The sequence below is a fragment of the Deltaproteobacteria bacterium genome (assembly GCA_019308905.1).
Classification (GTDB): domain Bacteria; phylum Desulfobacterota; class BSN033; order WVXP01; family WVXP01; genus JAFDHF01.
Window position 1 is genome coordinate 1 of record JAFDHF010000092.1, and the last position, 13,103, is coordinate 13,103.

General features: G+C 53.2%; 11 protein-coding genes. 2 read left to right on the forward strand and 9 right to left on the reverse strand.

The annotated features are described in order from the left end of the window. Window positions 1-87: 87 nt before the first annotated feature. The gene (locus tag JRJ26_19125) at window positions 88-2,070 is read right to left on the reverse strand and encodes a glycoside hydrolase family 15 protein (GenBank protein ID MBW2059608.1); all 1,983 of its coding nucleotides are present in this window, start codon (window positions 2,068-2,070) and stop codon (window positions 88-90) included. Further along, window positions 2,049-3,143 (reverse strand): glycosyltransferase, encoded by a 1,095-nt coding sequence (locus tag JRJ26_19130; protein ID MBW2059609.1) that lies wholly within the window; start codon window positions 3,141-3,143, stop codon window positions 2,049-2,051. The genes JRJ26_19125 and JRJ26_19130 overlap by 22 nt, the downstream gene beginning before the upstream one ends. Window positions 3,144-3,991: 848 nt before the next feature. Here JRJ26_19130 and JRJ26_19135 point away from each other — a divergent pair. Then, on the forward strand, window positions 3,992-4,666 hold the full coding sequence (locus tag JRJ26_19135; protein ID MBW2059610.1) for a cyclase family protein: 675 nt from the start codon (window positions 3,992-3,994) through the stop codon (window positions 4,664-4,666). A 26-nt stretch (window positions 4,667-4,692) separates the two neighbouring features. Continuing rightward, a complete protein-coding gene (locus tag JRJ26_19140) occupies window positions 4,693-5,898 on the forward strand; it encodes a DUF362 domain-containing protein (GenBank protein ID MBW2059611.1) in 1,206 nt (401 codons plus the stop codon). Window positions 5,899-6,033: 135 nt separating this feature from the next. On the opposite strand, the gene JRJ26_19145 is transcribed toward JRJ26_19140, so the two are convergent. The 7 genes from JRJ26_19145 to JRJ26_19175 form a co-directional block, all read right to left on the reverse strand. Further along, the gene (locus JRJ26_19145; GenBank protein MBW2059612.1) at window positions 6,034-7,011 is read right to left on the reverse strand and encodes an ABC transporter permease; all 978 of its coding nucleotides are present in this window, start codon (window positions 7,009-7,011) and stop codon (window positions 6,034-6,036) included. A gap of 9 nt (window positions 7,012-7,020) precedes the next feature. Then, window positions 7,021-8,001, reverse strand: coding sequence for an ABC transporter permease (locus JRJ26_19150; GenBank protein ID MBW2059613.1), 981 nt, complete (start codon window positions 7,999-8,001; stop codon window positions 7,021-7,023). Continuing rightward, the gene (locus JRJ26_19155) at window positions 7,998-9,533 is read right to left on the reverse strand and encodes a sugar ABC transporter ATP-binding protein (GenBank protein ID MBW2059614.1); all 1,536 of its coding nucleotides are present in this window, start codon (window positions 9,531-9,533) and stop codon (window positions 7,998-8,000) included. Before JRJ26_19155 ends, JRJ26_19150 begins: the two co-directional genes overlap by 4 nt. A 50-nt stretch (window positions 9,534-9,583) precedes the next feature. Continuing rightward, window positions 9,584-10,618: an ABC transporter substrate-binding protein gene (locus JRJ26_19160; GenBank protein MBW2059615.1), complete on the reverse strand. Its 1,035-nt coding sequence runs from the start codon at window positions 10,616-10,618 to the stop codon at window positions 9,584-9,586. A gap of 177 nt (window positions 10,619-10,795) precedes the next feature. Continuing rightward, window positions 10,796-12,067, reverse strand: a complete 1,272-nt coding sequence (gene larA, locus JRJ26_19165) for a nickel-dependent lactate racemase (protein ID MBW2059616.1) — start codon at window positions 12,065-12,067, stop codon at window positions 10,796-10,798. Window positions 12,068-12,124: 57 nt separating this feature from the next. Beyond that, a complete protein-coding gene (locus JRJ26_19170) occupies window positions 12,125-12,805 on the reverse strand; it encodes a hydroxyacid dehydrogenase (GenBank protein ID MBW2059617.1) in 681 nt (226 codons plus the stop codon). 48 nt (window positions 12,806-12,853) lie between these two features. Continuing rightward, on the reverse strand, window positions 12,854-13,103 hold a 250-nt coding region (locus tag JRJ26_19175), incomplete at its 5' end, for a hypothetical protein (GenBank protein MBW2059618.1).

Below are 13,103 nucleotides of genomic sequence, written 5' to 3' on the forward strand. Positions count from 1 at the left end.
GCTGCTTTGAGGCGGATTCCCGCTCGTCGGAGTCGGGGGTCAGGCCTTGAATTATAGCTCCTTGCCTTAACCCATACACATACAATCTTATAATTCAAGACCTGACCCCCTCCCGACCCCCTCCCGGAACTTGTCGGTGTATTGCAGTACCGTCCACACGAAAGCCGAATGGCTCCAGGTGAGGGGTGAAACGGAGAGAGGAGAACTATTTACAGGGTGCACCTGTTCCGCAAACACGCCGGAGGGCATCGCGTTCTTCCCGCACCATTCGAGGTAAGGGAGGGCTTTGTGAAGTTCCTGAAGAGTTTCGGCACGAGCGATAAAGTACTCTCCCAGCCAGAGCGTTGAAATAAACCAGGGATTGCCCGGAATATCCGGTGGGCTGTCATTCGGCCGTTGATAAACATCATTCCGGTATCGGGCACATCCCCCAACAGGGGTCTTGAGCCATAATTGCTGGTGTATCGCCTCCACTGTTTCGACAATCCGGGGATCTTTGGGAGGCAATGCTCCCAGAATCGTGAGTCCCAAGAGACTGACATCGATCACCTCATCGAGTTCATAGCCTTTGCCCTTCTTGTAACCGGAACGAGCGTACCTCTTCAGGCCGGTGTGGTAGAGATGTCTTGTAAGCCCTTCCTTCATCTGTTCGGCCGCTCTGCCGTATTTCTCTGCCAGGGGAGCATCCTGAAAGAGTCTTGCAAAATTCGCTGCCGCCCTGAGGCCGGCAATCACCGCTGCGACAGTAAATGAGTGCACTCCAAAACGCTCTTCCCAGAGATCATAGGAGGGGATGGGCAGCAGGGTCTCGGGATCCCGGTGAGCGACCAGAAAGTCGGCAGACTTCTGTATCAATTCGTTGTAAAGACCTCTGATGAACCCTATTTCTCTAGAATTCTCGTAGTGTATCCAGAGCGCCCAGAGAATCAAGGCCGTCGAGTCCTCCTGTATCGGAAGCACGGCTTTCCCTTCCAATAACCACGGGTGCCAATTGCTGGCCAGTGATCCGTCAGGATTGTAATGCTGGTAAAGATACCCCTCCTCTGACAGAGCACGAGAGCAAAATTCGAAGAACTTCCTGCACACATCCGAGTAACCCGCCTTGGCCAAGGCGGCAGCCACGAAGGCCCCATCGCGGCCCCACATGTAGGAATACGTGTCTTTCCCAAAACGGACTATGTCCGAGTCATTGGCCGCGATGATCGCTCCCCGGTTGTCGATCTGTGTTCTCAAAATCAGGAGGCTTCGGTTGAAAATGTCGATGACCGTTTTGGGTAGATCTCCAAAGAATCTGGGCTCTTTTTCAACCCATGCTTTCCAGTAACCCGACGTGCTTTTGATCAGCTCTGCCGGCGTCTTCTCTATCACTTCATGGTTGAGTCGAGCCACCTCATGGTAAAGCCTGCCTGCCGCCACCCAGTAGAAAGCCTCCACCTTCCCGCCCGAGGCCAACTGCATCCGCATCCCGATCGTGGAGTCGGCAGAGCCCCAGGAAATCTGGTTCCCGCTGAGTTCGCCGTCCTCGGCGTCCTTCCAGGTTCTTTCGCTCCCCGGAACTTCCTTGTCCCCGCACGCGTAGTAATCCACGCCGCACTTTTCGGCCACACGACAATTAATAAGAAAGTAGCGATTGGCTTTGTAGTGTATGACGGACCGGGTTCGTGGATCGAAATAGGCCGTTTCTCCGATATCATTGCCATAGAGATGGAAGTCGTGGCTGAAAAAGAGCCTGACTTGACGTTCCGTCTTCTCCAGATTTGTCACCTCGATCCTTCTTATGTATACGTTCAAGTCTACGTCGACCACGTCGGAGCAGCGCAACTCCAGGCCCAGAGCCTCGTTCTTCAGAAAGACGTCGGTAGCGAGGCTGTTGTCGCGATATCTCAGCTCCTTTTCCCACTCCGGGCCCATCCAGGAGCATCGTCCATCCGCCCAGACTCCGAACCGAAATGGGTTCCCCTTCGAATGGTTCTCCTGACCTATCAGGGGGAAATATACATCCCGGATCTGATAATCCGAATCGAAGTTGAAAAGAAGATTGCCATTGCTTACGGGAATGTCTTTGGGCATGGTTTCCGACGTGCCTGTACCCGACCGTGGAGAGGTCTCGAGAGATCGCCGATCGAAAAGCTCCTGTACCTGTCCGATACCCTATGGCCGCCGGCTATCTCTTGATACAACCTTGAATACCCACAGGCCATGACCTTCGTGGAGAAACGATTCTCCACGTGTCTCCGGCACTCGTCGGGATCGATATGGTCGATCCTGTCAACCGCCCCGGCCATGTCACTCATGCAATCCACTATGAACCCTGTCTTCCCATCCACCATTATTTCCGGGACGGCGCCTCTATTGAATGCAATGGCCGGCGTGCCGCATGCCATCGACTCGATCAGAACAAGTCCAAACGGCTCATCCCACTGTATAGGGAACAAGGTGGCCCGTGCATGGCGGTACCATTTCTTTTTGTGCTCGCTGTTGATTTCTCCGATGTAGATAATCTGCTTATCGCAGTCCAACAGCGGACCTATTACATTGTTGTAGTAGTCATTATCGACCGGATATTTGCCGACTTCAACCAACAGGTCTATGGAGTTCTTCAAGCCGGCGAAGAACTCCCTGTCTGCGGCTTTATTCTGGATACAACCGGCAATGACAAGCTTGGAACAGGTTTTCTTTGCAATTTCTATGGCCTTGTCCTGGCCCTTGTCGGCGGTGACCCTGCCGATTGTGAACAGATAGCTTCCTCTGTCAGGCTCAGCCTTCAGAGGGTACTCTTCAACCTCAATTCCATGATAGACGACATCCTCTGTCTTCACCAGTCCGTTGTACTGGCCTTTTTGATACTCGCTTATCGGAACGCAATATACCGGCCGAGATGACAGGGGATTGCACCAGCGTTGGTAAGTCCCCTGCAGCCGGCTTTCTTTTGCCGGTACGTGAAGAGTCATCACAATCGGTAAATGCATAGCGAATACACCATCATAGATGAACTCAACCGCTTGTGCATCATGGGTGTGTATGACGTCGATGTCACCCATCTTCGCCCTGCTCAATACCCTTGAAAGGTGCAAATCCATGGTTCTACGCCGTTCCAGAGTGTCATCGCTCCAGTAGTCGCCGATGCTTTGATCGACGGTCACGTAATGCTCCCCGGCGACTCTGGAATCACCGGAACAGGCCACGATCGACCTGTAACCTAAAGAATGGAGTCCCTTGTCTATATTGTGGATGATTGTTTCTACCGGACCGTAGGACTGTCAGTTTGTCATGTTTGCTGTTTATTCTCAAGTCAAATGCCTTCAGGACGAGCCTGAGAGTTGATAATGAGGCCCCTTGGGCCGGTCATAATAATAATAACACGAAACTCGATAAATTGCCAAAATATCTATGAATCTTTAGTCTATGTGTTAACTTCGTAGCTTTTCACTTTAAGAAAAGGTCAATGCCTTGCCACTAAAGACAAATGTCATAATCCAAATAGTCACATTTTTTTCTGTCTTCAAGCGAATCCGATGTTTTCTACAAATTGCGACCTTGATAATGGTTTGTTGGTTTCAGGTCCTTCCTATGATCCTGCCTTTACAGGGCCAATAGAATCTTTTTCTGTTTCCATGACGACTGATCTGAGGCTACAAATGTCTTTTGCCGTCCTCTTCAGAACCGAAATCCAGTAGACTGTCGGCGGACATGCCGAGAAAAATAGAACCTTCCTTACCGGCTTCCGCAGACCTCCTTTTGGAAGAACTTTTACGTCGCAGGATCAGCAGAAGGTATGGTATACTATATACGGCCTTTTGTCTCATCCTGCAGAGGTCCACAGAAGTCCCCGGATGCCCGCCGGTTCGAAGTGGGTCTGGGACAGGTGGAAGGTTCATTCGACCCGGAATTTCAAGATGCCATGACCGGTTGCGATATGCTACCGAGGCATATAGAGAAACGACCTTGACAAACCGGCGGGCCGGCTTTGCTGTGACAAGGGAGGTGCCATATGTTTATCGAACTCTCCTATGAGATCGGCCCGGACATACCGGTCTACCCCGGTTCTCCTCGTGACGAATTCATTCCTGTGTCCAGAATGAAGGAAGGCGACGTCTGCAATGCCACGGTCCTTAAGCATTACCTCCATAACGGGACGCATGTTGATGCTCCTTTTCATTTCGGCCGTGACAGCCGGACGATCGACCAGATTTCAATCGATGATTTCGTCTATTATCAACCGTTGGTTATCGGGAAGCGACTGCACAGATCGGAGTTGGTTGAACCGGCCGATCTCCTGTCATACGGTGATTCTCTCTACTCGGCGGACATTCTTCTGATTTTTACCGGTTTTTCGCAGTTCCGGAATGATACCGCCGTCTTTGCCGACGATTTTCCGGCCATATCCCGTGAATCGGCAGAACTCATCCGTAAGAGTCTCCTAAACGTGAAGGCCGTTGCAATCGATACCCTGAGCATAGAAAGCCCTACTCTCGGCCCGGAGTCTGATTTTGAGGTCCATAGAACCCTGTTGGACGAAAGACTATACGATACCAGGCCGTTGCTCGTCTATGAGGATGTGAATATTGCAAGAGTCGTCGACAAGAAGATCAGGATGATATGTGCTTTTCCTTTGAGGCTGAAGGGGCTTGACGCCTCTCCAGTCAGCATGGTCGCCGAAATATGACATCCAACAAGAGCGGAGGGGAAAAGATGGGGGGAACAAGACAATCCACTGTTTCGGTTGTAAAGGTCGAATCAGCCGTCTATGATGAAATCGATTTCAAGGCGGTACTTGAAAAATCCCTCACGAATCTGGAAGAGAACGACATCGAGATACCCAAAGATGGTCTAGCTTTCGTCAAACCCAATGTTGTTATGGGGGCGTCGGCACGATCGAGTGTTACCACGGAACCCACGCTCATATCGAGTCTGATCGGCCTTCTGATGGAGAGAGGCGTAAGGAGGGTATATGTCGGAGATTCACCTGCAAGCTATCTGAAATCCGATGAAACCTTCAGGGAATCCGGGATGTTGGACGCGATCACACAGGCCGGAGGCGAATTCGTAGATATCGATGATCCATCGGAGAGAGTAAGCATTCCATTGCCGGGAAGTGACCTGCTTGAAAGCATCTCCGTTCCGCGGAAAGCCCTCGACTCGGACCATATCATAAATTTCGGAAAGTTGAAGACACACAAGATAGACGGTTTGACCTGTTGCGTAAAGAACTGGGTCGGGTTGATCCCGCAGGATCTCCGACTGCAGTACCACCAGTCGAGATTGGCCAAGCTCGTCTCCGAGCTTCACAAAGCCCTGCCCGAAACCCTGTGCCTCGCCGATGCCGTCATCGTCGGAGAGGGAGACGGCCCTGATTTGTCCCTTCCGAAATATCTGGGGTTGGTCCTCGCCTCAAACGATCCTGTCGGCCTCGATTCCATTGCCGCGGAACTGCTCGGCATCAACAGGAATGATCTCGGTTTTGCCTGGACCGCTCATCTCGACGGAGTAGGTGAGATAGAGAGGAACAGAATCAGGGTCATCGGTCCGGACATTTCTGAAGTGCAGATTCGCGTTGAAAAACCGGTGAGGGTTCTGTACAACAGATTCCCCTGCAATGTGGTCTTGGGTGGCCTGTGCGACGGCTGCTTCACCTGGTTTCTAGGGCCGGCAGTGGCATGGGAGAGGGACGGGACCTGGGACAGAATAAGGAAGAACGTCGGCAGGCCGACCTTTATGCTTGGTTTCAACGCCGTCGATATCAACTTCGAGAAGCATTTACAGGAAGGGCCCTATTTCGTCATCGGCGACTGTACTCCGGTTAAATATCAAAACCATCCAAAGACCATCTTCATTAGGGGTTGTTGTCCCGGACCGGCAATCCCTGAAACCATCTTGAGCGCCTGCAAGGCCGATTAGATCCATCCTTTCGGCCTGCACTCCAGGAACCCGGTCGCCCCTCGCTCACAGTCGGAATCTCGGAATCCAGGAGCGACGGAACAGTGCGCTTCCCGGGAGACGAGGCATGAACTAGGGAGGTTTTCCGCTTTTCGATCATGTCCTCTTGCTTTTTCTTCCAAAATAGATGCTGATCATGATCAAAATGATTATTCCATTGGCTATTCTTCTGCCCGCCTCCGGCATTTTCATCACGATCAAGATGCTCTCGAGAAGCACGAGAATCACCGCACCGGCCATCGTACCCAGGTAGCTGCCCTTGCCCCCTGTCAGCGGTGTCCCCCCGATCACAACAGCCGCGATCGACCAGAGAATGTACTCGTTGCCGATGCCCAAGAAGGCCGTTTGGGTATAACCGGCCATGAGGGCTCCCGTCAAGGCGGCACTCGCCCCGCTGATCGAGTACGCTATGGTCTTGATGGAATTCACCTTGACGCCGGATAGATACGCCGCTTTCTCATTGGCTCCGATGTAGTAGATCTTTCTTCCGAAAACCGTGGACCGGAGGAGGAAAATGAAGAGCGCGCTTAAGAAGATCCAGACCACTATGATTACCGGAACTAGGTCTAAGAGATTCCCCACTCCTATGTACCTCAGGATCGGGGATGCCAGACCTTTGGGTGCCCCCTGGCTGAATATCAGAGTTATTCCGGTTACGAGCGATCCAATGGCTAAGGTCATGACAAGGGGCGAAATCTTGAGGTAGGCGACTCCCAGTCCATTGAAACAACCGAACAGCGCTCCCAAGAGGATTATGGCCGGGAATGCCCAGAGGGTATTGAAATTGCTGCCGTTGATGAACATGCACGTAAATACGTTGCCCATGGTGATAAGGGCACCAACCGAAAGATCGATCCCCGCAATTAGAATAGTTATCGTCTGACCAATGGAGACGATTGCCAGAAAGGAGGCTGTTCTTAAGACAGCCCCCACATGATCGTAGGAGAGGAAACCCTTGGAGACAATCTCGCCCACCCCGAACATCACGACTATTATCACAAAAAGAAGGATGAGCAGTTTCTCCTTCACTACAAAACCCACGATTTTCTCATTCATCCCGCTACGCAATTTCAAAGGCCTTCTCTATTTGGGGAGCAGATACTTTCTTAAGATCCCTCGTATATCCAGAGTCGTCCCGGAAGAGGTAACGGCAAGGGCTAGGATGAGGACCAACCCCTTTGCGACGAATTGATAGAAGGTCGATATCGCAAGCAGGTTGAGAATGTTGTTCAGCAAGTGGAAGATATATGCCGCTCCGATGATCCCCAGCACACCCCCTCTTCCTCCCATAAGGCTCGTTCCCGCAATAACGACGACGGCGATCGAGTTGAGAATGTACGGCTCTCCGATCAACGGATCTGCAGAAAACATCCAGGCCGACAGGAACATTCCGGCAAATGCCGAGAGCAGGCCGCCTACACCGTAGACCCAGATCGTGACCCTATCGCAGGGGATCCCGGATTCGAGAGCGACCGACTCGTTGCCGCCTCTTGCATATATGGATCTTCCGAATTCCGTCTTCTTTAAAACGAAATGGCAGGCATATACAGACACAAGGAATATTACCAGAGGTGTCGGAACCACCTTGAACACGGTACCGGTAACCGTGGTAGCGACCGATAGGGAAACGCTCCCTCCGGGAATACCCATTATGAACAACGTCACCCCCCGCCAGATGGCCCCTGTTGCCAGAGTAACGACCAAGGGCGGAAATCCCCCCTTGGCTATGATGACACCGTTCATCAACCCCATAGCAAGCCCTACCAGCGGAGGAATAACGGCCCACATGACGATATTCAACGGTGTGTCCAGGAACGGGAGACTTGCCGCTATGACGTTGGTCAATCCGATGATCGATCCGATGGAAAGATCGATCCCGCCCGTCAATATGACAAAGGTCTGGGCCATTCCGGCAAAGATGAGAGGGGTGATTCTCGTGAAGAGGTTGACGTTGTTTCTCCAGGTATGAAAGGTCGGCTCGAGGATGCTGGCAAAAATGTAGATTGCAAGGAAGATAACATAGACCGGAATGTATAGACGTAGGTCCCGCTGTTTTTCAGTCATTGTAGAGTGTCTGCTTCCAATAGGTTTTTGTTGCTCACCGAGGCCTTCATGATGTTCTCTTCCGTTATTTCGTCTCCCTGCAGATTCGCGGTCAAGAAACCCTGGTTCATGACGAGCACCCTATCACAGGCTCCGATCAGCTCCAACATGTCGCTCGTATAGACGATGACAGCCACATTGCTCTCGGCGAGATCCCGGATGAGCCGATATATCTGTTGCTTTGTGGCGACATCAACGCCTTTTGTCGGTTCCAACATGACGATGACCTTTGGATCGGAAACCAACCATTTCCCCAGCACGAGTTTCTGGAGATTCCCCCCGCTTAGCGACTGGGCGACCTGGTCAAGGGAAGTCACCTTGATCGATAGCTTGTCTACGATGTCTCTGGCTACCTTTTCTTCTTCCTCTTTCCGTATCAACCCATAGGATTGTCTCTTGTCGATGGTCGAGGCCACCAGATTCTCCAAGACCGATAGAATCAAGAATACCCCTTCTTCGTTTCTGTTTTCAGGAATCAAAGCAATCCCTTGCCGCAGGGCATGATAAGGGTTGTTTACCGTTACCTCTCTGCCGAAGATCTTTATGTGCAGGTCATCACAGTTCCCTAGACCGAATATGGATTCGAGAACTTCTATCTGACCCTGCCCCTGTAATCCGCCGATACCCAGGACATCTCCCCTGGGTATGGAGAATCTCACCCTCTTTTTCGATTTGGCCAGGATGCCGTCATAGGAAAAGATCTCCTCCCGGTCTTCTTTCCTGCCGATCTTGGGAGGAAAAATCTCAGAGAACTCTCTTCCCACCATACAGGAAACCAACTTGTCTTCATCAAAGTATGAGGCCTTCTCGGTGAGTACTTTCTGCCCGTCCTTCATGACGGTGATGGTATCGCATATCTCCAACACTTCGTCCAGCCTATGGGAGATGAAGATGATCCCCTTCATCTTCCGCTTGGTATCCCTCAGGATCCGAAAAAGTTCCGCCACCTCATCTTTCGAGAGGGCGGCGGTGGGTTCGTCAAAGACGATGATTTCCGGGTCCTGCGTCAGGACCTTGGCTATTGCCACCATTTGCCTGAGTGCCATGGGAAGAGAGGTCACCAGTTCGTTCGGATCGAGATCGATACCTATATCAGCCAGAACAGATGTACTCTTCTCCTTTATTGCTCTCCAGTCAATGAGTCCGTTCCATTTCTTCGGCCAGGTCCCCATGAAGATGTTCTCTGCCACCGACAATTCCGGAAGAAGTGATAGCTCTTGATATACGACCCCTATCCCCGCCCTTCTCGCATCTGAGTAATTACGAAACCTCTTCTGAACACCGTTGATGAGGATCTTACCGCTGTCAGGCATGTGGACGCCCGCCAGTACCTTCATGAGGGTGCTCTTGCCTGCTCCGTTCTCCCCGACGAGCCCTCGGATCTCCCCCCTGTCACACTCGAAATCGACGTTGTCGACGGCGAGGGTGCCTGGAAACGACTTCTTTATGCCCTTCATCTCCAACAGTCGGGTCGGAGTCTCACTGCCTTCCATAGGAGGGCTCCCGAGGAAGAGGGGGAGGAGAGATCCTCCCCCTCTTTTGCTCACCTCTTGAACATCTTTTTTACAATCTCTGCCGGAAGCTTGGAATTACACCAGTAGCTGTCCGGGAGATCGGGTTTCACGTACTGGTCGAGGGTCTCCGCGGTGATGGTGGGTATGGGAATAATCACCTTCTTCTGAACCGGCTTGCCCTGTAGGGCATCCAGTGCGACCTCGAGGGCTTTGGCGCTGCACCAGGTGGGCATGCTCGTGGCTATTGAATCGAATTTGGGATATTTCCCGGAATCCCTTATCTCCTTCCATACCTTCAGGAAACCGTTTCCATCTTCGCCCGTGACAGGAGGGGGCTCCATCCCCCTCTCCAGATAGGCTTCGATTACGGCCTCGGACATGGCGCCTCCCTGAGACCAGATCCCGTCGATCTTCGGATAGGCTGCCAGCAGGGATTCCATGGCCCTCTTGGCCTTGGCGTAATCCCAATCGGCATAAACCACCTGGACTATCTTGATGCCCGGATATTGATCGAAAATACTCTTTGCCCCCTCGAACCTTTCAGCGGAAATGGCTGTCCCCTTGATGCCGTTGAAAGCGATGATTTTGCCCTTTCCGCCGAGTGCCTTCACCAACCATCTGCCCTGAACGCGGCCGAACTCCTTCTGATCGACAATCACGTGGGCCGTAATGTTATCCGTGTATACCAGATTGTCGAAATCGACGGTGACGATTCCTGCAGCCATTGCTTTGTGCACCACAGGAACCAGGGCCTTTGGTGAGGCAGCCGTTATGAGGATTGCGTCCACTCCTTTGGCGATCAGGTCTTCAATGTCAGAGATCTGCTTGGAAATGTCACCCTCGGCCTCGGTCACGATCAAGGCTTTTACGAGTTCCTTTTTCTGAGAGGCAGCGTATTTTGCCTCTTCCACCATCTGAACGCGCCAGGAGTTTCCGAGGCTGAAATTGCTAAGACCAATGACAAAGGGACCTTTCTTTTTCGCCTCTGCGTTGGGCACTCCTGCGATGACCAGCCCGACGACCAGAAACAAAACGACTGATACCACAAAGATTCTCTTACCCATGTCGACCTCCTTATGCCTTTTTTGTTGGTTCTTGAAAAAAACCACTCCCGGGCTTTTCTCGTCGGCATCCCCCCTTTCTCATGAGCACCCGCCAACAAACGCGGTCGGTCCTTCCGTGTCTGCAAGGGTGCCACAGACTGAAAAGAAACACTGGGAAGCGCTTTCACTCCCCGTCGATCAGCCGTGGACAGCCGGCAAGATGTGACCTCCGTGCTGCAAAACAATGATCCGAGCTAGCCTTCCTGCAATTCTCAAAGCCAACTCCAGGGCTTCCTGTGGGTTCTCCGCAGGGATGAACCCCAGCTTCTCGCTCTCCCGGCGCTTTATGCCCGAAGAGACCAATATGCCGGTGGCCTTCTCCCTGATGACACGGCCCACATGAACCAGATGGGCGGCCACGGTCAGATCCGTCAATTCGCCGGAGTCGAGCAGTTCTCGAACCGCGCCGTAGGGCAGGTATCCGTATTTCAACACGTCGGGATGCGTCGCACAGACCCCCTCATGGCAAGGGGAAACCATGACAATCACGCCACCCTCCTTTACGGCGAGCTCGGCTGCATAAATGCCCTTTGAGGCCTGCCACATCTCGATGTCGGCGGGGTAGGAATCGGTGACCACGATGTCCGCCCTTTCCGGTATCTCCACGGCGAAGATCTCCCGGGACAGACGGGCTCCCTCACGGAAGGCCGCCACTGGGTCCCCGCAGACCACATGGACTATCTCGTCGGAATTGTCCATGACGGCGTTCACGATAAACCCCAGATTGGCTCTCACCCCGACCCGATCGATCTCCTCCCGGACCGGGTTTTCGATCGTGCCCGTCATCTCTTCACCCGTGAACTCGGCGCTCAGCCAATGGGTCTGCCCCGTGGTCACTTCGCCGCAAACCCCCGGCTGAACGATCTTGCAGCCACCGCTGTAGCCGACCACCCGGTGCGGAACGATCTGTCCCACACCGATGACCAGATCGGCCTCCATGACCCGCCTGTTCACGAGTATCTCCGTGCCCCTTTCGGTCTTTCCCAAATCGTAGAGTTGATCTTCATCTTGCCACCGGTGCATGTAGATCGCAAAGGTCTTGCAGATAGAGGGGCCGAACTTCGCTTCCGTCTCTTCCGCCGTCATTTCCCGGTGGGTCCCCAGAGCCACCAGGAACTCGATCCGGCCATTCTCGATCCCCCCTCGATTCAACTCCGCGATGACCGGCGGGAGGATCTCCTGGACCGGTGTGTTTCTGGTGTTGTCATCCACGAGAATCAAGACCCGATGTTTCCCCCGGGCCAGCTCGGCCAGGGGAGGGCTATCCAACGGATTCTCAAGACCCAACCGGATGATTTCTCCTACCGGCCGCCTATCCTTCACGTATCTCGGAGCAAAAACCCCGATCAGGTTTCGGTCATCGATCGTAATCGGCGGGAAGTCCCGGTATTTTTCAAACCCTATCCTCATCTCCCAAATCCTCGATTTCTCGATTGAGATCCAAATCGCCCGAGGCACGGCACGGATTCACCGCCCGGCCTTCAAATGCTCATACAGAGCATCCTCATCCACCAGTTCCCCACGAGCAGCGTTGATGAGCAAGGCGGTTTTTTTCATCCTCTGAAGCTCCTGCCGGCCGATCATCCCCCTCGTCTCGTTCGTCAGGGAGACGTGCAGGGTAATGATGTCAGATGTCTCCAAAAGCTCCTCCAGCGTCACATAGTGAACCCCGTATTCCGAAATCAAGCCGGGATTCTGCACCACATCGAAGGCGAGTATGGTTGCACCGAAACCATAGAGCCGCTTGACGACCTCGGCCCCGACATTTCCGGTGCCGATCACGCCGACCCTCATCCGGCCCAACTCGTGGCCCATATAGTGACGCCAGAAACCGGCTTTCGTCTCCTGGTGCGCCTCGCAGAGATTCCGCAGCAGAGCCAGCATGGCGGCAACCGTAAAGTCAGCGACCGATGTGTTGTTGGCTCCCGGCGTATTGGCCACTGCGATGCCCAGCGAAGCGGCGGCATCGAGGTCGATATTGTCGACACCGACGCCGTGTTTCATGACCATGCCCAGTTTTTTCGATGCCCTCAGCACATCCGCCGTGATCGGTTCCGCTCCGCATATGATGACATCCGGACTCTCCCGTGCCACGATCCCGCACATCTTCGCCTCATCCAGGGGCCATTCGTCTTGGCTGATACGCAAAGGAACGTGACCCCACCAAAACGATCCGCATAAGACCTCTTCCCACGGCTAGACGGAAACGCCCATCTTCTTGAACTCCTCGATCGCCCTGTTCAACAACCCCTCATCCGGCAGAACGAAGGGCAGCCTCGGGTATCCGGCGTTGACCCCACGTTGCCTCAGAATCCCCTGAATCATCGGAACGGTCGGCCCGTAGTGCATGATATCCCGCATCGCAGAGACTCTGGACTGGAGGGATCTCGCCTTGTCCATGTTCCCGGCCTTTACCGCATCGAACAACTCCACCACCGGCTCGGGA